Here is a 21,567-nt window from a genome sequence, read left to right on the forward strand (position 1 = left end):
CAACCTCCCAACTGAATGTATTAGCACTCGTACAGTAGGAGTGCTAATGCTGATAATTAATATACATCATTTGTATCGTCGATCAAAGGCGGTTTTCCCGTATGAAAGCTTATAAAAATGAATTCAGTTCGTGATTTTTTATCATTTCTCTTGATTTTGAAGGAATACTTGTATTTTTTACCGTGGACGCACAGAAAAAAAGAGAAAAATTAAGCAAAGAAAAGAAAGAAAAAGAAAATCCGGGATTTTTTTGTTCCGGTTGCCCTAAATTAGCAAAATGTACCTTTGAAAAAAAGCAAAAAGAAAAAATATACTCAAATTAGCACTCGTCTCATTAGACCGCTAACAAAAATGATATGAAGAAGACAATCATATTTGAAGCTTTTTATTGATCGTGGGAACATGACGGTAAAGAATTTCACCTATGATCATGTCTTCTTTTTTGTGGGGTGAACCGGTATGAAAACATGATGAAGTGCGACTCTCATTGCCAGACAGGGGTTTGACATACAGGGCCTGTTATTGATTCATTTGATAGGAGGTATTTGCCGTATGAATGCATTACTGCTTGCCGGAGGTCTCGGAACCAGGTTGAAGCCGCTCACGGAAACATTGCCCAAACCGATGGCTTTAATCGCCAATCGTCCGTGGCTGGAGCATGTGATTGTTCATTTGAAAAAACAGGGTATTCAAAATTTCGTTATCGCGGTCAAGCATCATCCGGAGAAAATACAGAATCATTTTGGCAATGGAGAGAAATGGGGGATCACGATCCAATATGCGATGGAAGATTCCCTCAAAGGCACTGCCGGAGCCATCAAAAATGCAGAGCGTTATCTTGACGATCGGTTTATCGTGGTCAACGCGGATATCGTTCATGAAATCGACCTTAATCCCTTATTGGAATTTCACCGGAAGCACGGGGGAAATGTCACCATCGGCTTGACGGAGGTGGACGATCCCACCCAATATGGCGTCGTGCAGCAGGACGGGGCCGGACGCATCCTTCGGTTTGTCGAAAAGCCCCGTTTGGAAGAAGCGCCGTCACGTCGGATCAATGCGGGAATTTATGTGATGGAAAAAAAGGTGCTGAGCTTCATTCCCCCGGATCGGGAAGTTTCCATCGAGCGTGAAACCTTCCCTCTGCTGATTACCAGGAATGCAGGTGTTTACGGAAAAGTGATTTCGGGATACTGGATGGATATGGGAACCAAAGACAGGTACCGCCGGATTCATTGGGATGTCTTAAATCGCGTGAACAACCTTCCGATCCCCGGCAAAGAAAGCGGAAAAGGAATCTGGCTGGGCAAAAACTGCGATATTGGCCCCGGTGTACTGCTCATTCCGCCGGTTCTTATCGGAGATAACGTGGTTATCGGGGAACGCTCCATTATCGGGCCGTTCAGCGTAATCGGAAACGATTGTGTAATCGGCCGTAACGTGCGCTGTTCCGAAACCATTATGTGGGACCGCTGCAAAATAAACGACGCAACCCATTTAAGCAACTGCATTTTCGGTTACGATCTTGAGATGGGCTCGAAGCATATTTTGCATGAAGCGGTCATGAATCGAATGGGGGTGCTGCAAGCATGACTCGAGTGGCTTATGTCAGTACGTACGTGCCTCAAAAATGCGGGCTGGCCACCTATACGTTTCATTTAAGGCAGGCGGTCAATAACGCCAAGGGTTGGAAAGGGAAGGACCCCGTCGTTGTGCTCACGGAAAACCCGGCCGACCGGTCCGGTGATCCCGTTTTGTGGCCGCTTCAGCGCAATCAAGTTGAAGATTACGCCAAAATGGCGAGGAAAATAAATGGCTCCGATATCGACGTTGTTTCCCTGCAGCATGAATTCGGGATCTTTGGCGGTGAAGCGGGAGATCACATCTTAACCTTTATCCAAAATCTAAAAAAACCTCTCATCACAACCTTTCATACGGTTTTCAAGAAACCCGAGCCACCCTACGCCTCGATCCAGAGGGAAATCGCGGAAAAAAGCGCAAAGATCATCGTGATGAACCGGAAGGCTATTGCCTATTTGCAAGAAGCGTACGGAATCCCGAAAGAAAAAATTTGCTTTATCCCCCACGGTACACCAGAGCCGAGTTCGGAAAAAAGGCAGCATGTCCGGGAGCAGCTTGGCTGGCAGAACCGAAAAGTGCTCATGACGTTCGGGCTGCTGAGCCGTGGCAAAGGCATCGAACTGATCCTGAAGGCATTGCCGGAAATCGCACGCAGGATTCCCAATGTTTTATATGTGATTGCCGGACAAACGCATCCGGAAATCAGGAAGCGGGAAGGAGAGTCCTATCGGAACGAGCTGCAGGAACAAATTCGAACCAGCGGTATGCAGCAGCATGTTGCAATGATTGACAAGTACATGGACGAGGACGAACTGATCAAGCATATTTCAGCATGCGATATCTATGTGACCCCTTACCCGGGGATGCAACAGATTACAAGCGGCACATTGGCATACGCCGTAGGGTTGGGGCGGCCGGTATTATCCACGCCCTACGCTTATGCGCAGGATTTGCTTTCCGACTATCCGGAACTGCTTTTGCCTTATGAAAATGAACAGGCATGGATCGATAAAACGGTCTCGCTGTTGACCAACGATCCTTTATTGAAGAGCTGGAACAAACGAATGGAGCGTATCGGGGAAACAATGCATTGGCCGGTAATCGGAAGGCAGCACGCAAGCTTGTTCGCCGAGGTGAGGGAACGTGAATCCGTCATCAGTTAGTTTTCGACATATGTTTCGGCTGACTGATGACACCGGAATCGTAGAGCACGCTCTTGGCCGCATTCCCCGCCGCCAGGAGGGCTACAGCACGGACGACCAGGCCCGGGCGCTCTGGGCGTGCCTGGAGTGGCTTGATTATGTTCCCGAGAAGGAAGCTGACGGTTTACATTCGCTCATCGATACGTATCTCTCCTTTTTGCTTTGGACACAAAACGAAAACGGACATTTTCACAACAACATCGCTTTTGATCGGACGAGAGAAGCCGAAACGCCCTCGGATGATTGCCTGGGACGCTGTTTGTGGGCCAGTGCGCTCGCTTTTATAAAGCTGAAGGATCGGGAACGCGCGCTTGCGGCAAAAGAAATCCTTGAAAAGGCGATGAACCAGGTGGCCAATTTGCAATACCTGCGGGGATCTGCTTACGCGATGGCGGCGATAAGTCTCTTGATTCGCCATAACTATCCGCGCGACTTGGATGCTGTATTGGCGGCACTGGCGGCGAAATTGCTTCATGCTTACCGGACCCATGCCAGGCCGCAATGGTTATGGTACGAACCGGCATTATCCTACAGCAACGGGATTATTCCCTGGGGATTGTTTTGCGCGTATGAGGCTATGAAAAACAATGAGCTTCTTGACGTTGCTGTAGAAAGCCTGGATTTTCTAATCCGGTTATCGCTGAATGAGAAGGGGCATATTCGTCCGGTAGGGAATAGGGGATGGTGTACGCCAGAGTACAGAGCACTGTGGGATCAACAGCCGATCGATGTCATGAAGCTCGCTTTGGCCGCTTCCAAAGCCTACGAAATGACAGGAAAAGCCCGTTATGCAGAGATCGTAGGTAAATGCAGGGGCTGGTTTTACGGCGAGAACGATGCGGGGGTTCCGATGTGCAACGCGCTGGAAGGGAGCGGATACGATGGATTGGGGGAAAAGGGTCCGAATCTGAACCAGGGAGCGGAATCTACACTATCTTATTTATTGACAGAGGCTGTTTATCTGAAACTTAACGAGAACAAAAGAGGTGCAGAGAACTATGCGGCTTATCGATGCTAAACGTAACCTGCTGCCAACCCAGGTTTTTCGGGAATATGATATTCGCGGAAAAGCCTACGCGGAAATCGATCTTTCTTTCTGCTACTTGCTTGGCAAAGCGTTTGGGGAAAAGGTTAGGGCTACGGGAACCGACAAGGTGATTGTCGGCCGTGACAACCGTAAATCGTCTCCGGAATTTCATCGTGCGCTAATTTCCGGTTTGCACCAAGCGTCCTGTCACGTCGTGGATATAGGGGAAGTCACGACACCGATGTTTTACTATGCGCTTGAATTTCTAAAAACGCCCTGCGGTGTAATGATTACTGCAAGCCATAATCCCGGTGACGAGAACGGATTTAAGATTGCGATGGACTATTCGACCATTTATGGAAACGCGATTCTAGAGCTGCGGCAAGGGATGCGCCGGCTTTCGGAAGAGGAGGACATACCGCAAAAATACAGATGGAACATGCGTCTGCTGAAGCGTGAAGACGTGGAAGAGCCGTACTTGACCATGCTGGCCGAAAAAATAAAACTTGGCCCGAGAAAATTAAAAGTAGTGGTGGACTGCGGCAATGGCACGCCGTCTCCTTTTGTTCCGAAAGCGTTGAAAAACTGGGGCTGCGAAGTAATTGAGCTTTATTGCAAGTCCGACCCGGATTTCCCGAACCATCACCCGGATCCCGTGGATCCTAACAATTTGAAAGATCTGATCGACAAGGTGAGAGCGTCGAAGGCTGATATTGGTATTGCCTTCGACGGAGACGGCGACAGGCTCGGCGTCGTGGATGAGCAGGGGAACGTGTTATGGGGCGATCAATTAATGGTTCTGTTCTGGCGCGAAATTCTTCCCCGATATCCCGGCTGTGACGCTTTAATTGAAGTGAAATGCTCAAAGGCGCTGGTGGAAGAAGTCGAGAGACTCGGCGGCAGGCCGGTGTATCACCGCACCGGGCATTCGCATATCAAAGCTACGATGCGCAGGCTGAATACGCCGTTCAGCGGCGAAATGTCTGGTCATCTATTTTTCCGTGACGAATACTACGGATTTGACGACGCCCTGTATGCGGCCGGTCGGCTCCTACGGATATTGACCCATACGGATAAGCGTCTTTCGGATTGTTTTAAGGATGTACCCCGTTATTATGCAACACCTGAAACGAGAGTTCCGTGCAGCGACGACGCCAAGCTTCGCATTTTGAACAAAGTGAAGCATTACTTTCATGGAAGTCATGAGACGATCGAGGTGGACGGAATTCGTGTTTTGTTCCCTGGAGGATGGGGGCTTGTCCGCTGCTCCAACACGCAGCCGATTTTAGTATTGCGTGCGGAAGCGGAAACGGAGGAAGGGTTGAATGAAATCAAGTCGGAACTGGAAAAGGCCTTGAAAACTGCATCCGGAAGCCTGCAAGTCAACTGGTAATTGGCAGTGCCCGGTTAAGGAGTGGAACATGGATTTGGACTGCTTGGAAGGGGGTTACATGCAATGAAAGTATCCCGATATATCGGCAACCCGATCATTGAGCCCAAAGATATTCGTCCATACCTTAAAGATTATGAAGTCATAGGCGTTTTTAATGCCGGTGTCATGCGTTACGGAGATGAGATCCTGCTGCTTCTGCGCGTAGCGGAAAGGCCGGTACACCGCGATCCGAACGTTGGATTGAGTCCGTACTACGACGTCGCCAACGGCAGAATGGGGATCAATCAACTGGAAAAGGGAGTCCCGGGATATGATTTTTCAGATGCTAGGGGCATCGCTACACCGGAAGGCTCATTGCTCACGTCCCTTTCCTATTTGAGAATAGCGAGGAGCAAGGACGGCGTTCATTTTGAGATCGATGACCGTCCCGCTTTATTTCCGGAAAACCAATATGAGATTTACGGAATTGAGGATTGTCGGATCACTCAGATCAACGATACGTATTTTATCAATTATTCGGCCGTGTCCAACCTGGGAATTACAACTTGCCTGGCTTCCACGAAAGATTTTGCATATATTCAACGCGAGGGCGTGATTTTCCAACCGGACAGCAAAAATATCGTCATCTTTCCGCAAAAAATTAACGGCAAATATTATGCCCTTCATCGGCCTTCCAGCTCCAGCTTTGGCAAACCAAGCATGTGGTTGGCGGAATCTCCCGACCTGCTTTGCTGGGGGAATCATCGTTTCTTGATGGGCTGCCGGCCGGGCCTATGGGATGAAGCACGAATAGGGGGAAGCTGCGTTCCTATTAAACTCGAACAGGGGTGGCTGGAAATTTATCATGGCGCCGATCGCAATAATAGATATTGCCTGGGGGCCGTGCTGCTGGATTCGGAACAGCCCTGGCGCGTCATCGCCCGCAGTACGCAGCCTTTTTTGGAGCCGGAAACGGACTATGAAAAAGAAGGTTTTTTTGGCAATGTCGTTTTCAGCTGCGGGGCGCTTTATGAAGACGGCAAGGTAAAAATTTATTATGGCGCAGCGGATACCTCTATGTGTTATGCTGAGGTAGAAATGAGTGAAATTCTGGAGCAATTGGAACAGGTTTGACCGGCAACCCGGCGATGAAGGAGCGAATGGAGACTGTTTCACAAGAAAGACATCAACTTTTGGGACAGTCTCTTTAGCATCTTTCTAAACGTATCCAGTCCGAACAGGTCACACGTCGTTTGAGGATGACTCTTATTTCAGCGGGCTGTTACCTTTATGATGATGTGGTTATAATAGTTATATATCTTGAATACGTTTTAAAATGAAGCGGCGGTTTTATAATGGGGAGTGAGTGTTATGAATAAGAAGAATGTGAAACTAAGAGGAGCCTGGATCATCCCCAATATATGCTTATATTTGCTTTGTATTGCGGTCGGCGTCTTTGTGATGGCGAATGCCAGTGGATTAAGTGAAATCGATAGATTAGGTACTTGGGTGGTTTTGTTGCTTGCGCTTTTATCGGTCGCCCTCATTGGCACGCTCAGAATCGTATTTTGGATTAAAAAAGGTAAGATGTGATCCTGCGGGAATATTTGTAATATATTAGCATAAATAGTAGTAAAAGCGTTTCTTTGATTGACGAATGTTTAACTATTAGGTATTATTATAGTACGCTTAATTTCCGAGTCATCGGAAAGCGGGGGAACCAATTTTCTGGGGCGAATCATGATTGTAGGGAACCATCTTTCCCGAGCCCGGCAGCTAACCTCGTCAGCAGTTAGATGGGTCAAATTCATTTTTTATTCGAATGATGGTTTACATTGACCCGTATTGCGGGTCTTTTTGTTTTGTTAGACCCGCCATATAGCTGCTGATCGTCAAAGGCATCTGCGGTCATGCTGCTTATTGCGGGTTTTTTGATGCGGCGAATTTTAAAGGAGGAGTGGAGCAGGAGAGGACTCTTCTTTAAAAGGAGATGCTGTAAAGCTATGATTATGAAAACAAGAGATGGGAAAGTCGTTGAAATTTTATATAAGGATGAACAGGGATTTTGTTATTGTGATGATGGGATGACCCGGCCTAAAAGCGAATTAACCGTACCTACCAAAGAAGAGGTTTTGGATAAACGTAAAAGCAATAAACTAAAGACAGAGGAAAGGAACATGCCATGATTCAGAGAATTACTGCCGCTCATTTACAGCAGCTATCCAAAGAACAGCAAGAAAAACTGCGCGAACAATGGCATCCGGAAGAAGGGGAATATATCTTTTACAGCGGACAAGAAGAGATGATCTACTACATGGGCGGTTTTCATAAAGAGAAAGCGCTCCCGTTATTGACGATTGGTCAAATGCTGGCGTATTTGCATCAATATGACAGCTATATTCGCATTGATAAGATTTACGAAGAATGGCTGATCAAGACTTCAAGCCTTGAAGTGAAGGGTCGCGAGCTGTGCGATGCGCTGTGGAATGCCATGAAATTGATCTTATAATGAACCAAGATCCCCCATTTCCAGGGGGATATTTTTATTAACTCCATTGACACTCTCTATGTCAGCAGGTCATAATCAATTTTGAACCGGTACAAATATGTATTGGATGGATGAAGTGAATACAATAAAGAAAGAGGTGTTTACGATCGAAACAAACCCGCGTGAAATATATGGCAGCCTGGTTTCAACGGGGGAATATGTATGCGTCAGCATTGTCGGCGAACGCATCTTTTCCGTCACGCCCGCAGAGAAACAAAAGCGTGCCGATAACGAAAGGGAAGTCTGGATTTGTCCCGGTTTGATCGATCTGCAAATTAACGGTTTTGCTGGCTATGATCTGAATAGGGCTGATGCGGACCTGGAGGAACGTGTGGAAGCGATTCGGCAAATGACACGGGAAGTGCTGCGAACGGGTACGACTTCTTTTTGTCCGACGATTATTACGGCCGGATTCGAACAGATTCATTCCAGTTTAACGGCGATTCGTCTGGCCTGCAGCCGGGATCCGATCGTAGACAGCTGCGTGCTGGGCGTCCATTTGGAAGGACCTTACTTGTCTGATCAGGACGGTCCGCGAGGCGCTCACCCCCGCGAACATATTAAGGATCCCGACTGGGAAGAGTTTACCGCTTGGCAGGAAGCCTCGGGCGGGCGCATCCGTATGGTGACATTGGCGCCGGAACGCACGGGAGCTGTCGAGATGATTCGCAGGCTTGTTCAAGAAGGCATCCTCGTATGCATAGGCCATACGGCCGCGTCTCACGATGAAATTATTGCGGCTGCCGATGCCGGTGCGAGAATGTCCACTCATCTGGGGAACGGAGCGCATGCACAGCTTCCCCGGCATCCGAACTATATTTGGTCACAGCTTTCCGACGACCGTTTGACTCCGGGCATCATTTCCGACGGACATCATCTGCATCCTTCTGTCATGAAGGTGATGGCGCGGGCAAAGAATAATCAAATAGTTCTTGTCAGCGATGCGGTGCATTTGGCCCATATGAAGCCGGGCATTTACAAGACGCACGTTGGCGGGGAAGTGGAGCTGCTTCCTTCCGGGCGGCTGCAGATGGTTGCCGATCCGCTGCTCTTGGCCGGAGCGGCCGTATCCCTTGCAGACTGTGTGCAAACCTATATGCGGCTTACTTCAGCGAGTCTCCATGAAGCCATAAGGTTGGCTACGATCATGCCTGCCCGCTTAATCGGAGAGCCGCTGCTTGGACAGGTGCGGCCGAATGGAATGGCGGATTTGTTGACCTTTACTCTGAATCCAGAGGACGGCAGGATCGATATGCTTGCCGTTACAAAACGTGGACAAACGGTATATTCAGCTGCGCAGGAAAATTTGTGAATAAAGAAATCTACCATTGACGATAAAAAATGAAAGCGCTATAATTTGATTTGAAACGGTTCAAAAATTTCGTCCCAAAATGGTCGAAAATGATGTTAAATGGTTGCAGTTGCAAGCCATTTAACAAATTTAAATCCATTTGCAAGCGCTTGCATAATTGTAGAAGGTGATTGGTTTTATGGCAATCGTCTAATATCCCACTAGAAACGCAAAGGTCACAACATTAACACGACAAATTATGTTATATATATGTTATTAATTTTATGTTAATCAAATTTATATTGATTAATTCCGTTTTTTGATGTTAATATAAATAACATAAATTGCTTGAGAGCAGCGTATTATTTTTTTAGTCCTTATTTGAACCGGTTCAAAAAATGAGCCGAATCAATAGTATTCACTATCAGAAGGGGGAAGTGATCATCCGCTGCACCCACGTCAGGAAGTGTAAGTAGTCGCAAGTTAGAAAGCGTGAGGTAAACTTCTGCTGGTTTTCGGTTTTGGCATGACATGTTCGATGGCGAAACGTAAATAACTTAGGGGAGTGATTGCAAAATGGCATCTAAAAAAGCAGTCTCAAGCGGTCTTGCAGGTGTGTTGGTATTATCGGCAATGTTGTCTGGCTGTTCGGGCGGCGGCGAACCGGCCCCCGCAGGCGGAAATGCACAGGGCGGTGGGGGCCAGCCGGCAGATCAAGCGGTGAGTCTTTCCATCTGGACAGGATGGCCGGAGCTTGATCCGTATTTCAAAAAAATGGCTGAGGAATACAAAAAACAAAGCCGAACGTATCCATTGAGGTCTCTTCTTTCCCGCTGCGCGATTACGAAAAGAAGGTGGCTGCGGCGCTTCCGTCCAAAAGCGCAGCGGATATCCTCCCCTTAAATCCAAACCTGGCGCTCCGCTACATTGAGGGAGGCTTGATTCAAACCACCCCCGAGGATCTCGTGAAGTACGTGAATTCCGGGATTCACGAGAAGTTGATCGTCGATACGACCAGCGTGAACGGTAAACCATACGGTGTGCCTTCTTTCATGGGGGCCGGAGCGATTTATTACAACAAAGACATGCTGAAGGAGGCCGGGCTGACAGAGCCGCCTAACGTCGATAATCTGCTGGAATATGCCCAAAAACTGGCCAAACGCGATGCTTCCGGCAATCTGGAGCGGGCGGGAATGAGCTTGCGGTTAAGCGGCGGCGGCAGCGGCGTCGGGGAGAAATTCTGGAACCTTCTGGCCCAGCGCGGCGGCAGTATCGTCAAGGAAGTGTCACCGGGAAAATATACGGCGAATTATAACACCGAAGAGGGTTACCAAACGTTGAAGCTGTATGTGGACATGGTGCACAAGTTCAAAACGGACGATCCGAAGCTCAAGCACGACACGGAAGCGTTCCAGACGAACCTGGCTGCATTCTATATTCGTGAATCCAATGTCATTATGGACACGAAGAAAAAAGCTCCCGATCTAAATTATGATGCCGCTCCGCTCAAAGCCAACGTCATCAGTCTGATCAACTATTATGTCTCCAGTACGGATAAAGCGAAAGCCGAGGCGGCATGGGATTTCATCCGTTTCCTGACCAAGCCGGAGAATCACAAGCAAATCATCACGATGAGCGGCTGGCTGCCGGCCCGCAATGATCTGGATCTCAATGACGTGTATAAGGAATATCCGCAGTATAAAGCGTTCTTTGTGAAGCAGGACCTGCAAATGTATCCGCCGCTGCCCGAATTCGATGAAATTCTGACGAAATTCGCCGACCGTCTGGCAACCAAAGGGTTTACGGATCCATCCTTTGTTGATAATCCGGATAAAATGAAAGCTTTCCTGAATGATGCGGCAAAGGAAACGAACGATATTTTGAAAAAAGCAGGCCGATTGGCGGAATAAAAGGAAGTTTATGATCGAAATCATTAACAACCTACAATTTTAGCAGTACTAACTAAACCGCAGCCGGGTCCGATGGTCACGGTCGGGCCCGGTTTGCCAGTTGGGGTGGGAGTATGCCGGACAAAATCAGATTCGCTATCGTGGGTGCCGGTGTGATTGCAAAGTATCACGCAGAATCCATCCGTCAGCATCCGGATGCAGAGTTGGCGGCGGTCGCCGACAACAGCACCGAGAAGGCAGGACGGTTGACGGAAGGACTTACGGACGCTCGCTTGTTTAAGGATTATCGGGAAATGCTGAAGATGGAGGACATTGATGTGGTCTGTGTTTGCACGCCGAGCGGTTCTCACAGCGATGTGACGATAGCCGCCGCCCAAGCGGGAAAGCACGTGCTTTGTGAAAAGCCTCTGGATATCAACGGCGACCGGATGACCGCGATGATCGATGCTTGCCGCAAAGCGGGAGTGAAGCTCGGATGCGTATTTCAAAGACGCTTGATGCCGGCCATGCTACATGCCCGTCAGGCGCTGCAGGACGGCAAAATCGGCAGGCCCGTTCTCGGCAATGCTTATCTCAAGTACTACCGCAGTCCGGAGTATTACAAGAGCGGCGGCTGGCGCGGAACCTGGAGGCTCGACGGCGGCGGGGCTCTTATGAATCAGGGGGTTCACGGCGTAGATTTGATTCAGTATATCATGGGTGAGGTCGAGTCGGTATTCGCTTACACGGCCACGCTGGCTAGGGAGATTGAAGTGGAAGATACGGCCGTTGCGGCATTGAAATATAAGAGCGGAGCGTTCGGCATCATTCAGGCCGCGACCTCCGTCTATCCGGGTCAGGAGACCCGGTTTGAGATTCACGGAGATCAAGGGACGATCGAATTCGGTGATGAAGGCATCAAGCAATGGACGTTCATGGGGCATGACGAACCGGCCCCGGTGTTGGAAGATACGCTCGGCCTGGCCTCAAGCAGCAATCCGCAGCAGATTTCCATTGCCGGTCACTACTTTTACGTGGACGATATGATTCAGGCGATCCGCGGCAATCGTGAGCCTCACGTGAACGGCGAGGAGGCCAGAAAGTCGGTTGATCTGATTCTGGCCATATACGAATCGGCAAGGTCGGGTAAAGAAGTCAAGGTGTAGACGCCAAGGAGGAGACGGATGTGGTAAAATTGGCAATAGATGGGGGAAGTCCGGTGAGAACGAAGCCATTCCCGGAATGGCCGATTTATGACCAGTTGGAAGAAAAGCTGCTGCTTGAGGTTCTGCATTCGGGAAAGTGGGGTGGAGCAACCCGCAGCAAGCTTCCCGAAGCGGAGAGGCTGTTTGCCGAGCTTCATGATGCGAAGTATGCGGTGACGGTCGTGAATGGGACGGTGGCCATCGCTATAGCCCTTCAAGCGGCCGGAGTAAGAGCCGGTGACGAGGTCATTGTACCTCCTTACACGTTCTTTGCTACCGCAGCGGCTCCGCTCCTGTTCGGAGCGATTCCGGTATTCGCCGATGTGGAGGAACAAACGCTTTTGATCGATCCGGATCAAGTGGAGGCGCTGATTACCCCGAGGACAAAGGCGATTGTACCGGTGCATATCGGGGGAGCGCCGGCGAACATGACCAGGATGAAGGCGATTGCCGAGAAGCACGGCTTGCGCATCATCGAGGACTCGGCGCAAGCGGCAGGGGCCCGCTGGAACGGAACGGGTGTAGGCGCTATCGGCGATTTGGGCACATTCAGCTTCCAGTCGTCCAAAAATATCAATTCCGGCGAAGGCGGCATGATTCTGACCAACAACGAAGCCTTGGCGGATCAAGCCTGGTCGCTGGTCAACGCGGGCCGCATCCGTGACGGTGCTTGGTACCAGCATGAAGTGATCGGTTGGAATTTACGCATGACCGAATTTCAGGCGGCCCTGCTTATCGGTCAGCTCAGCAGACTGGAACAGCAAATGGCCGTCCGTGAGAAGAATGCCCGCCTCCTGAATGAACTGCTTCAGGATGTGGATGGCGTAAGTCCGTTGGCAACGGACCCGCAGGTTACCCGGCACGCTTATCATCTGTATATTTTCAAATTGCATAAGGATCTGGCCGACAAGCTGAATAAAAGCGACGTATGCCGTATGCTGAACGCGGAAGGCATTCCCGTTCATGAAGGCTATGTGGCTTTAAACCAAAACCGCGCGATTTCGGAAGAGATTCGCAAGAGGACAGGGCAAGCCCGCAGGGATTCTTGTCCGGTAGCCGAACGCGCATGTGAAAAAGAAGCCCTGTGGCTTCCGCAAAATGTTTTATTAGGGGACGAACAAGACATGCACGATATTGCTCAAGCCATTCGCAAGGTCGTGCAATCGGTTTAGTTCCTGCAGGAAGGAGAGTACCCTACCCAATGATATGGGATCGTGTGGGCGTGTTAACCGACGAAGTATCCCCGCATGTGGAGGAAGCTCTGGATTGGATTGTGGAGCATCAGCTAAAGCATGTGGAAATTCGCATGGTTAACAGAAGGAATGTCATGAATTTATCCGACGAGGAGTTGGCAAACCTGCGCCGGGAAGTAGAGAAGCGGGGATTGTTTGTCTCCGCCATAGCCTCACCTGTATTTAAATGCGCTTTAGACCCGGCGCGTCCGGTTTCAGCCGGAGACACGTTTGGTCAGCCGGAGGAAGCGGTCGAAGCGCATTACCATAAATTGCACAGGGCAATTCAAATTGCCAAACAACTCGGGACGAGAAGAATCCGCATTTTTTCGTTCTGGCGGGAACAGGATCCGATGAAGTATGAAGCCGACATCGTCGCGCATCTCAAGGCGGCGGCAGCGATCGCGGAGCGGGAGGATGTCACCTTGCTATTGGAAAACGAGCCTTCCTGCAACGGAGGATACGCGGAGGAAGTAGGGCGTTTCGTCCGCGGCGTGGCATCCGAAGCCGTCAAAGTGCTTTGGGATCCTGGGAATGAGGCCTATGGGGGAAAGCCTGCATTCCCTGACGGATATGAACAGATTAGAGATGTGCTGGGTCATGTACACTTGAAAGACGCCCGGGTAGAGCCCGACGGAACGCCGCGCTGCGTGCCGATCGGAGACGGCCGTGTTCCGTTTGCGGCTCACATTTCCGCTTTGGAGAGAGATGGTTACCGGGGGCTGTACACCATTGAGACGCATTACATTCCCGAGGGCGGGACGGCTGCGGAAGGAACCCGGTTGACACTGTCAGGCTTGCGCAGGGCGCTCTCACAAGGGGAGGTGCAGCTATGAACGTGACGATCGCCGATATTGCCAAAGCTACGGGCCTCGCGAAAAGCACGATTTCCGGAGTGTTGAACCAAAAAAGCGGTTTTTCCGAGAAGACCCGCCAGAAGGTGCTGAAGGCAGCGGAACAGCTCGGGTATGTGCCTAACGAAATCGCCAGAGGCTTATCTTCAAGATCGACCGGTTCCATTGGATTGATCATCAAGGATATCACAAACCCTTTTTACAACCACATTACCAAAGGGGTACAGGAAATTGCCGGTGAGCATGGGTACACCGTATTTCTATGCAGCAGCGGCGAGGATCATCAAGCCGAGATTGATCACATTCAGGCCATGGTCCGCAAAAGGGTAGACGGTTTGATCATTGCTCCGCTCCTGGAGGAAGTCACATTCGACCATTTTTTGAATTGAAAAAAACGAACGTCCCGTTTGTGCTGCTCGGCAAAATTCCCGGCTTGTCCTGCGATACGTATGAATTCGACGATTATGACGGCGGACGCCAAGTGACGGAGCACCTGTTGTCCATGGGGCATACCCGCATTGGTTTTGTACGCGGCCCCAAAACCTCCAAAGCGGCCAAAATGCGCTATGCCGCATTTGTGGATACGATGAAGGGGCAGGGCATTGAGGTGGATGAAAGGTTTGTGTTTCATGATGCGAACGGAATAACGGACGGAATGGACATAGGCCATCGGATCGCCGAAATGACGGATCGGCCTTCCGCGATCATCTGCTTTGATGACGTGATTGCCATCGGTGCCGTTAAAGCGCTGCTGGAGGCCGGACTCCAGGTGCCGGAGGATGTCTCCGTCGTCGGGTTTGACGACATCGAACTGACTACGTTTCCGCTGACAACCGTGTCGATTCCGACTTATGAAGCGGGGAAAGCATTGGCCTGGACGCTGTTCGACCGTATTTTCGGGCGGCGCGTTTCAGGGTTTCAGCATATCATGTTCGAGCAAAAGCTCATCGTTCGATCATCGGTCAGACGGTTACATCATCTTAAAGAAACGGAAGGTTGATCTATGGAGTCCACAACAATTCATCAACTGACAGTATTGCGTCATACGACGCGCGAAGCGATGGGTAAGGCTGTAGCGCTCGATGTTGCGGGCAAAATGAAAGAACTTCTTGGGCAAAAAGAGGTCATTTCCATGGTGTTTGCTTCGGCTCCGTCCCAAAATGAATTTCTTGATGCGCTTCGAGACGAGGAGGGCATCTTCTGGGACCGGGTCATCTGCTTCCATCTGGATGAATACGTCGGGTTACCAGCCGATGCGCCGCAAAGCTTCTCCTTATATCTCAGGGAGAGGCTGTTCAATCATCGCCATCCCAAGCAATTTCATGCCATTAACGGCTTGAACGATCCGCAGGAAGAATGTAAAAGATATTCGGAATTGCTGGCTTCCCATTCCATCGATATTGCCTGCATTGGAATCGGAGAGAATGGCCATATCGCATTCAATGATCCCCATGTAGCGGATTTTCAGGACCCCTTGAAAGTGAAAGCCGTCCAGCTGGATGAATCCAGCAGGCAGCAGCAGGTAAACGATGGATGCTTTGACGCATTGGACCATGTTCCTGTTCAAGCCATTACGTTAACCATTCCGACGATTTTATCGGCGTCCGCTATCTTTTGTACCGTGCCGGGCGACAGGAAGAGCAGGGCCGTGCATGAGACGTTGTATGGTCCAATCGATGTGCAGTGTCCCGCTTCGGTGCTGCGCAGGGCCGAATCCTGCCGCATTTATTTGGACGAAGACAGCGCTTCGTTATTGTAGGCCGAATCGATGGTGAACGGAAAGGGAAGGAGGGGCTAGGGAAATGGAAGCATCTGTGAAAAAAAGGTTTCGGCTGAAGCCGGGTCACTGGTTTTGTATTCTGGCATTGGCGCCGATCATCGCCCTGTATACGTATCTTAGATTCATACCGATCGCCAAAACGATGTACATCAGCTTGTTTGAATGGGACCTGATATCGGTCAAAAAGCCTTTTGTTGGTTTGGAGAACTTTATCACGCTGTTTCAAAGTGAACCTTTTATTATTGCTATCCAAAATACGTCGATCATTGCCTTTGGCATTCTCATCTTTAGCGTGCCTACCGCGCTAATCATCGCCTCTATGCTTCATAAAGGCATCCGCTTTAAAGCATGGTACGAGGCGCTTTATTTTCTGCCTGTCATTACGCCGATGGTACCGGTGGCCGTAACCTGGAAGTGGATCCTTGATTCGCAGCACGGTTTGTTCAACTATTTTTTATCCTTTTTTGGGGTGGCGCCGAAGGCTTGGCTGTTTGACCCGGTACTCGCGATCGTATCGGTGATTATGCTGACCGTATGGAAAACGGTGGGATATAATATGATCATTTTTCTTGTGGGTATGACGGGGATATCGAAGGAATTTTACGAAGCCGCTGCCATTGACGGGGCGACGGGAGCCAAAGCATTGCGGTACATTACTCTTCCGCTGCTCAAACCGATCACGGTATTCGTGTCGATCATCACGCTGATTCACGGCTACAATGTGTTCAGCCAAATCTATATTCTGGCTTCCGACATTCAGGGTTCCCCGGGATATGTTGTGCGTGTGCTTGTGTATGACATGATCGAAAACGGATTCCGTTATTACAAGATGGGGTACGCCTCGGCCGAAGCCGTTGTGCTTTTCCTGATCGTGCTTGCGCTGACGATGGTACAGCTTTGGTTGGCTAAGGATAATACCACGTCTGGAAAGGGGTTGAACCGATGAAACGGAGAAATCAGATCATGACGGCCTTGCGGATGCTCCTATTGACTCTGGGAGCGATCCTGATGGTCATCCCTTTCCTGTGGATGGTATCGACGGCGTTTAAAACGCCTCCGGAGCTGAATATCTATCCTCCGTCATTTATTCCGCAGCAGTTTAATTTCGACAACTTTGTTGCGGTGTTTGAAACGGCGCCCTTTCACCTTTACTTTTTTAACAGCCTTAGAATGGCGGTATTCTCGGCGCTTGCCATTGTGTTCACCTCTGTGATTGCCGGGTACATTTTCGCCAAATTCCGGTATTATGGTCTGGCTTTTATTTTTTCATTATTGCTTGCAACAGCGATCGTCCCTTTTGAAATCTACATGATTCCGCTTTACTTGCAGATGCAAAGTCTGGATTTGCTGAATAAATTCAGCGGATTGGTCCTGCCGTATTTGGTCATGAGCTTCGGTATCTTCTTTATGCGTCAGAACGTCATTCAGCAAATTCCGGATGAAATTCTGGAGTCGGCCCGGGTGGACGGAGCGTCGGAGTGGCGCATCTTTTTTCAATTGGTCGTCCCACTGCTGGTGGCGCCGATGAGCGCCTTGGGGATTTTCGCGTTTATCGAGGCGTGGAACGCTTTTGTTTGGCCGCTTCTTGTCGTCGGCGACAAGTCTTTGTTTACGATGGAGCTGGGTCTGGCGATGTTCCAGTCGTCCTTCTCGATCGATATGACGGTAATGTCCGCCGGATCGGTGATTTCGGTGATTCCGATATTGATTGTGTTTATCTTCCTCCGTCGTCACATTATTCAAAGCATCAGTATGACAGGCAGCAAGTAAATACTGCAGCATATTCCAGGGTTGATCGGGGTGGGCCATGAATCATTTATTGTCGTTTTACCGGGAGCATGCGGAGAAGGTTCTATTGCCCTTTTGGTTTCGGGCTATCGACCTTGAGCGCGGCGGAATTTACACTTGCTTCAATAATGAAGGTACGGAGCTTGTCAGTACCGACAAGTATACGTGGTCCCAGGGGCGGATGATTTGGATTCTTGCCCATACGGCGTCCATGATCCAAAAAAATCTCCTCTCGGGAGATGCGGACTTTTGCTTGCGGAACGCCCGCAAAACGATGGATTTTCTGCGCGATCATGTATTCCTGGATAATGGGAACTGTGCTTATGTGCTGACGGCAGACGGCGGGAAAAAGGAAGCGATTCCGGGGTTGGGGTACGATATCAGCTTTTATGCGGATTGCTTTGTCGTACTCGGCTTCGCCAAATTTGCCCAAGCGGCCGGAGATTCGGCGGCGCTTCAGGACAGCTTGCGTTTGTACCGGCGGATCATGGAGCGGGTAGCGGAGGGGGATTTGCGAAGCGAGCCGTACCCGGTGCCCGAAGGGTATGAAGCCCATTCCGTTCCGATGATTCTGCTCAATGTCTCCCAGGAGCTTGCCGATGCGCTAGATGCGTTCTCGCATCCGGAGGTACAGGCCGTGCGGAACGAGGCGATTTCCTTCATGGATACGATCATGGACCGGTTTTATGATCTCGACGGCGGCATCATCCGTGAAATGCTTCCGGCCGATCGGAACGAAGCGGATACGCTGCTCAGCAGGCATGTGACGCCGGGACATTCGCTGGAGTGCATGTGGTTTGTGATGACGGAAGCGGTGAAGGCCGGCAGCAGGCAGCGGGTGGAGCAAGCGGCTGCAGTGGTCGAACGGGTGTTCGATTTGGGCTGGGATCCGCAACACGGAGGACTGTTTCGTTACGTCGACCGCGAGGGAGGGGGAGGTACGCGGCCGCAGAAGCGGCGGGCGCTATGAGGCATTGGTAAGCGACACGTGGGACATGAAAATATGGTGGCCCCACTCCGAGGCGCTGTATGCTTTGCTTCTCGGCTATCGACTGACGGGCAGAATCGATCTATATGCGAAGTATGAGCAGATGCACGATTATGTGTTTCGTACGTTCCCCCATCCGGATCAAGCGGTCGGCGAATGGATTCAAATCCGGGATCGGAGCGGTCAGCCGGTACAGAAGACCGTGGCCCTTCCGGTCAAAGATCCCTATCATATTTTGCGAAACGTATTGTTGATCATTGAGCTGCTTGCTTCGGAATAAAGGGTTTGCAGTTGAGGGGGAAGAGACCATGACAAACCATAACGCGGTTTTCTCCGAGAAACCGGACGGGTTGGCGCCATCTTATGATCTTCAGCTTGGCTGCTCCAAGGTCGACATCACCCCGCAAAGCCCGCTGCCGCTTGCGGGCTTTGCGCATAGACAAGGAGATTTTGAACGCGTCGAACGTCCTTTGTATGCAAGAATCTTGTTTTTTCAACAAGGCGGGACTGGAAGCGCGCTGGTGATATCAGCCGATTTGCTGTGGTGGGGGGCGGAACGCGTAGACAGCCTGAGGAACAAGCTGAATGAACGCTTTGGACTGAGTGAAGCGCAGATTGTGCTGCATGCCACGCATAATCATTCAGGTCCGCAAACCAGCGGCTTGTTCACGCCTTCGCTTGGCCGCCCGGACCCAGAATATATCGCTTTTTTGGAAGAACGTATCTTGGACGGCGCAGAACAAGCGGCACGGGCTTTCGAGCCTGTGACGGCGGAGCGGGGAATCGGGAGCTGCCGTCTTGGCATTTACCGCCGGAAAAGGGTAGACGGGAGTATACGGATGGCGCCGAACCCGGAAGGGCCTGCAGATCCTGAAGTGACCGTTATTCGTTATGCGTTATCCAACGGCAAAACCAAGGCCCTTCTGGTTCATTATGCCTGTCATCCTACCACATCGGGTGACAATACGGTATCGTCCGAATTTCCGGGGCTGGCCATGGGGCTGATTGAAGAGCAGCTCGGTTGTGGAGCGGTCTCGGCGTATGTGCAGGGCTGCTGCGCCGACGTTCGGCCGGCCCTTGTACGGGACGGCGAATTTTATCGCGGCGGCGATGAGGATGTGCGCAGCATCGGGCAGGCACTGGCTAGCGAGGTGTTGGCCGTTTTGACAAGGCCGATGAAGCCGCTTGCGCCGCGGATGCTGCATTCACGAACGGTGCGCGTTCAGCTCCCCTTGCAAGAACCACCTTCTCCGGATGAGCTCAGGAAGTGGGCCCGCCTGGAACCGTCACAGAAGGAACTGGAGCTTGGCGGGGGAAGAGCCGGCGAAAAAGCCGGGGACGCGGTTGGAGCAGATCGTCCTGATGCCCATGCGAATCCCATCAAGCAGCTCGCGCCGGACGAAGATATTCTGGAGCAGTGGAGCAGACTGCTGCTTTCCAATCATCACTACCGGCAGCGCACCGTCGAGTTGGAGCTTTCGTATCTCGAATTGGCTGAGGGGTTCGCGCTGCTTGCGACCAATGCGGAAATGGCTGGAGACTACGGCCGCTTCGTCAAGATCGGCTTCGGAGGCAGGGTGCTCCCCGTGTGCTACTCCAACGGCATGATCGGGTATATCCCTACAGCCGGCCAGCTGGCCGAGGGGGGTTATGAAGCGGTCGATTATATTTATTATTTTGGCCTGCCCGCTCCGCTTGCTCCGGAAGCGGAGGAAATCATACGCAGCGGAATCCGAACCTTGGTTACCGCTTAGGAGGGCTTTGGACGAGACGCTCACGCTGACCGGGCCCGCATAGCCAGACCCAAACAAGCGCCTTCCGGCATCGTCATGTACGATCGGAAGGCGCTTCGCTTGTCGCGATGCTTATTCAATCCACTGCACAATATCCTCCAGGTTTTGTCTCGTTTTTGGACGATGCGGGTCTTGGGCCCGGTATCCGAAGGCTACCATGACCGAAATGTCCAGATTCCCGTTTTCCAACAGTCCCTCCTCGTCAAGAATCTTGTGTACCTCGTCAAAATCGAATCCTTCGATGGGGAGGAATCAATTCCGATCAGAGCCGCAGCGGTCATCATATTGCCAAGGGCGATATCCGTTTGCTTGCAGGCCCAATCGAACAAGGTACGCTCATTGTCCAGCAAATGTAGATCGGATTCCTGGAATTTTCGATATACGGTAGGGATGCGTTCCAATACTTCCGGGGGCATCTGTTTTACATTTTTGTACAGGTTGAGCACATAGTCGGAATCGTATCTTACGTTTCTCCGGGCCAGAATAATCACAAAATGACTGGCTGTCGGAAGCTGTCCTTGTGCTCCCCAGGATACCTTTTTCAGCTTTTCTCTCAATCCATCGTTCTGGACGATCAGGAACTTCCAGGGCTCAAAGCCGACGGAGCTTGGAGACAATCTTCGGGTTTCGAGAATAAACCGTTTCGAGAATAAACCGGAAATCCTCGTCGGAAATTTTTTTCGTCGGGTCGAACTGTTTGGTAGGTAGCATGTCTGAAATAGAAGGCGTCCAGTATTTCCTGTTTTTTGATCGCTGTCTGGTTCAAGGGTCATACTCCCTTTCCCGTATTTTTCCATGATCTCTTCATCATACCACATATCACTTATTTTAAGTAATCGCCCGAAGCTGCCGGTGCGGTTTCGAGGGGAGAGCGGCATATTATCCACAATCTTATCCACATCATCAACAATCATTTTGCTTATATGACGCATGTATTCCTGCAGCAGTGTCAACATATCCACAGTTCAAGTTATCCACATATGACGGCGCCGCAAGAACAACCATGTTTATAAAATC

At 50.5% G+C, this 21,567-nt stretch carries 22 protein-coding genes, 1 pseudogene and 1 riboswitch; of the genes and pseudogenes, 22 read left to right on the top strand and 1 reads right to left on the bottom strand.

Going from position 1 to position 21,567, the window contains the following annotated elements; all coding sequences use genetic code 11:
• The first annotated feature begins 552 nt into the window (after positions 1-552).
• The 22 genes from EXW96_RS21825 to EXW96_RS21920 all read left to right on the top strand — a co-directional run bounded on the left by EXW96_RS21825 (position 553) and on the right by EXW96_RS21920 (position 20,511).
• Entirely contained in the window at positions 553-1,593 is a 1,041-nt protein-coding gene (locus EXW96_RS21825) for a nucleotidyltransferase family protein (protein WP_054817305.1), read from the top strand.
• A complete protein-coding gene (locus EXW96_RS21830) occupies positions 1,590-2,744 on the top strand; it encodes a glycosyltransferase family 4 protein (RefSeq protein ID WP_174351401.1) in 1,155 nt (384 codons plus the stop codon). Before EXW96_RS21825 ends, EXW96_RS21830 begins: the two co-directional genes overlap by 4 nt.
• Complete coding sequence (locus tag EXW96_RS21835; protein ID WP_174351402.1) at positions 2,725-3,801, top strand: glycoside hydrolase family protein; 1,077 nt, start codon at positions 2,725-2,727, stop codon at positions 3,799-3,801. The genes EXW96_RS21830 and EXW96_RS21835 overlap by 20 nt, the downstream gene beginning before the upstream one ends.
• On the top strand, positions 3,782-5,203 hold the full coding sequence (locus tag EXW96_RS21840) for a phosphomannomutase/phosphoglucomutase (protein WP_054817307.1): 1,422 nt from the start codon (positions 3,782-3,784) through the stop codon (positions 5,201-5,203). The genes EXW96_RS21835 and EXW96_RS21840 overlap by 20 nt, the downstream gene beginning before the upstream one ends.
• Before the next feature lie 63 nt (positions 5,204-5,266).
• Positions 5,267-6,316: a glycoside hydrolase family 130 protein gene (locus EXW96_RS21845; protein ID WP_062410589.1), complete on the top strand. Its 1,050-nt coding sequence runs from the start codon at positions 5,267-5,269 to the stop codon at positions 6,314-6,316.
• 237 nt (positions 6,317-6,553) lie between these two features.
• On the top strand, positions 6,554-6,775 hold the full coding sequence (locus EXW96_RS21850; protein WP_174351403.1) for a hypothetical protein: 222 nt from the start codon (positions 6,554-6,556) through the stop codon (positions 6,773-6,775).
• An 83-nt stretch (positions 6,776-6,858) separates the two neighbouring features.
• Positions 6,859-6,988, top strand: a riboswitch (cyclic di-AMP (ydaO/yuaA leader).
• A 197-nt stretch (positions 6,989-7,185) separates the two neighbouring features.
• Positions 7,186-7,368, top strand: coding sequence for a hypothetical protein (locus tag EXW96_RS21855; protein ID WP_062410591.1), 183 nt, complete (start codon positions 7,186-7,188; stop codon positions 7,366-7,368).
• Complete coding sequence (locus EXW96_RS21860) at positions 7,365-7,691, top strand: hypothetical protein (protein ID WP_137670740.1); 327 nt, start codon at positions 7,365-7,367, stop codon at positions 7,689-7,691. Before EXW96_RS21855 ends, EXW96_RS21860 begins: the two co-directional genes overlap by 4 nt.
• Before the next feature lie 115 nt (positions 7,692-7,806).
• Positions 7,807-9,042 (top strand): N-acetylglucosamine-6-phosphate deacetylase, encoded by a 1,236-nt coding sequence (locus tag EXW96_RS21865; protein WP_174351404.1) that lies wholly within the window; start codon positions 7,807-7,809, stop codon positions 9,040-9,042.
• Positions 9,043-9,597: 555 nt separating this feature from the next.
• Positions 9,598-9,924 carry a hypothetical protein gene (locus EXW96_RS21870; RefSeq protein ID WP_174351405.1) on the top strand — a complete coding sequence of 109 codons (327 nt, stop codon included), beginning with the start codon at positions 9,598-9,600 and terminating at the stop codon, positions 9,922-9,924.
• Positions 9,855-10,931: an extracellular solute-binding protein gene (locus EXW96_RS21875; RefSeq protein ID WP_217437472.1), complete on the top strand. Its 1,077-nt coding sequence runs from the start codon at positions 9,855-9,857 to the stop codon at positions 10,929-10,931. Before EXW96_RS21870 ends, EXW96_RS21875 begins: the two co-directional genes overlap by 70 nt.
• A 113-nt stretch (positions 10,932-11,044) precedes the next feature.
• Positions 11,045-12,076 (top strand): Gfo/Idh/MocA family protein, encoded by a 1,032-nt coding sequence (locus EXW96_RS21880; protein WP_174351406.1) that lies wholly within the window; start codon positions 11,045-11,047, stop codon positions 12,074-12,076.
• Positions 12,077-12,096: 20 nt separating this feature from the next.
• Positions 12,097-13,287, top strand: a complete 1,191-nt coding sequence (locus tag EXW96_RS21885) for a DegT/DnrJ/EryC1/StrS family aminotransferase (protein WP_174351407.1) — start codon at positions 12,097-12,099, stop codon at positions 13,285-13,287.
• A gap of 29 nt (positions 13,288-13,316) precedes the next feature.
• Entirely contained in the window at positions 13,317-14,183 is an 867-nt protein-coding gene (locus tag EXW96_RS21890; protein ID WP_062410595.1) for a sugar phosphate isomerase/epimerase family protein, read from the top strand.
• Complete coding sequence (locus EXW96_RS27815) at positions 14,180-14,590, top strand: LacI family DNA-binding transcriptional regulator (protein ID WP_254611502.1); 411 nt, start codon at positions 14,180-14,182, stop codon at positions 14,588-14,590. Before EXW96_RS21890 ends, EXW96_RS27815 begins: the two co-directional genes overlap by 4 nt.
• On the top strand, positions 14,587-15,201 hold the full coding sequence (locus EXW96_RS27820) for a LacI family DNA-binding transcriptional regulator (RefSeq protein ID WP_254611503.1): 615 nt from the start codon (positions 14,587-14,589) through the stop codon (positions 15,199-15,201). Before EXW96_RS27815 ends, EXW96_RS27820 begins: the two co-directional genes overlap by 4 nt.
• A gap of 3 nt (positions 15,202-15,204) precedes the next feature.
• A complete protein-coding gene (locus EXW96_RS21900; RefSeq protein ID WP_062410597.1) occupies positions 15,205-15,960 on the top strand; it encodes a glucosamine-6-phosphate deaminase in 756 nt (251 codons plus the stop codon).
• 43 nt (positions 15,961-16,003) lie between these two features.
• On the top strand, positions 16,004-16,927 hold the full coding sequence (locus EXW96_RS21905) for a carbohydrate ABC transporter permease (RefSeq protein WP_137670742.1): 924 nt from the start codon (positions 16,004-16,006) through the stop codon (positions 16,925-16,927).
• A complete protein-coding gene (locus EXW96_RS21910; protein ID WP_062410599.1) occupies positions 16,924-17,751 on the top strand; it encodes a carbohydrate ABC transporter permease in 828 nt (275 codons plus the stop codon). Before EXW96_RS21905 ends, EXW96_RS21910 begins: the two co-directional genes overlap by 4 nt.
• 37 nt (positions 17,752-17,788) lie before the next feature.
• The gene (locus EXW96_RS21915; RefSeq protein ID WP_217437464.1) at positions 17,789-18,739 is read left to right on the top strand and encodes an AGE family epimerase/isomerase; all 951 of its coding nucleotides are present in this window, start codon (positions 17,789-17,791) and stop codon (positions 18,737-18,739) included.
• Positions 18,740-18,764: 25 nt separating this feature from the next.
• Positions 18,765-19,037 (top strand): AGE family epimerase/isomerase, encoded by a 273-nt coding sequence (locus EXW96_RS27000; RefSeq protein ID WP_217437465.1) that lies wholly within the window; start codon positions 18,765-18,767, stop codon positions 19,035-19,037.
• 28 nt (positions 19,038-19,065) lie between these two features.
• Complete coding sequence (locus tag EXW96_RS21920) at positions 19,066-20,511, top strand: hypothetical protein (protein ID WP_174351408.1); 1,446 nt, start codon at positions 19,066-19,068, stop codon at positions 20,509-20,511.
• Positions 20,512-20,622: 111 nt separating this feature from the next.
• Here EXW96_RS21920 and EXW96_RS21925 read toward each other — a convergent pair.
• A pseudogene (locus EXW96_RS21925) lies at positions 20,623-21,316 on the bottom strand (NAD(P)H-dependent oxidoreductase).
• Positions 21,317-21,567 lie beyond the last annotated feature (251 nt).

It is taken from the genome of Paenibacillus sp. JMULE4 (assembly GCF_013337105.1).
Classification (GTDB): domain Bacteria; phylum Bacillota; class Bacilli; order Paenibacillales; family NBRC-103111; genus Paenibacillus_G; species Paenibacillus_G naphthalenovorans.

Excerpts from the sequence above, each read along its gene's own strand:
- EXW96_RS21910 (WP_062410599.1), top strand. The coding sequence starts at position 16,924 with ATGAAACGGAGAAATCAGATCATGACGGCCTTGCGGATGCTCCTATTG.
- EXW96_RS27815 (WP_254611502.1), top strand. The coding sequence starts at position 14,180 with ATGAACGTGACGATCGCCGATATTGCCAAAGCTACGGGCCTCGCGAAA.
- EXW96_RS21850 (WP_174351403.1), top strand. The coding sequence starts at position 6,554 with ATGAATAAGAAGAATGTGAAACTAAGAGGAGCCTGGATCATCCCCAAT.
- EXW96_RS21920 (WP_174351408.1), top strand. The coding sequence starts at position 19,066 with ATGACAAACCATAACGCGGTTTTCTCCGAGAAACCGGACGGGTTGGCG.
- EXW96_RS21870 (WP_174351405.1), top strand. The coding sequence starts at position 9,598 with ATGGCATCTAAAAAAGCAGTCTCAAGCGGTCTTGCAGGTGTGTTGGTA.
- EXW96_RS27000 (WP_217437465.1), top strand. The coding sequence starts at position 18,765 with ATGAAAATATGGTGGCCCCACTCCGAGGCGCTGTATGCTTTGCTTCTC.
- EXW96_RS21825 (WP_054817305.1), top strand. The coding sequence starts at position 553 with ATGAATGCATTACTGCTTGCCGGAGGTCTCGGAACCAGGTTGAAGCCG.
- EXW96_RS21900 (WP_062410597.1), top strand. The coding sequence starts at position 15,205 with ATGGAGTCCACAACAATTCATCAACTGACAGTATTGCGTCATACGACG.
- EXW96_RS21880 (WP_174351406.1), top strand. The coding sequence starts at position 11,045 with ATGCCGGACAAAATCAGATTCGCTATCGTGGGTGCCGGTGTGATTGCA.
- EXW96_RS21845 (WP_062410589.1), top strand. The coding sequence starts at position 5,267 with ATGAAAGTATCCCGATATATCGGCAACCCGATCATTGAGCCCAAAGAT.
- EXW96_RS21840 (WP_054817307.1), top strand. The coding sequence starts at position 3,782 with ATGCGGCTTATCGATGCTAAACGTAACCTGCTGCCAACCCAGGTTTTT.
- EXW96_RS21860 (WP_137670740.1), top strand. The coding sequence starts at position 7,365 with ATGATTCAGAGAATTACTGCCGCTCATTTACAGCAGCTATCCAAAGAA.
- EXW96_RS21830 (WP_174351401.1), top strand. The coding sequence starts at position 1,590 with ATGACTCGAGTGGCTTATGTCAGTACGTACGTGCCTCAAAAATGCGGG.
- EXW96_RS21855 (WP_062410591.1), top strand. The coding sequence starts at position 7,186 with ATGATTATGAAAACAAGAGATGGGAAAGTCGTTGAAATTTTATATAAG.
- EXW96_RS21915 (WP_217437464.1), top strand. The coding sequence starts at position 17,789 with ATGAATCATTTATTGTCGTTTTACCGGGAGCATGCGGAGAAGGTTCTA.
- EXW96_RS21890 (WP_062410595.1), top strand. The coding sequence starts at position 13,317 with ATGATATGGGATCGTGTGGGCGTGTTAACCGACGAAGTATCCCCGCAT.
- EXW96_RS21905 (WP_137670742.1), top strand. The coding sequence starts at position 16,004 with ATGGAAGCATCTGTGAAAAAAAGGTTTCGGCTGAAGCCGGGTCACTGG.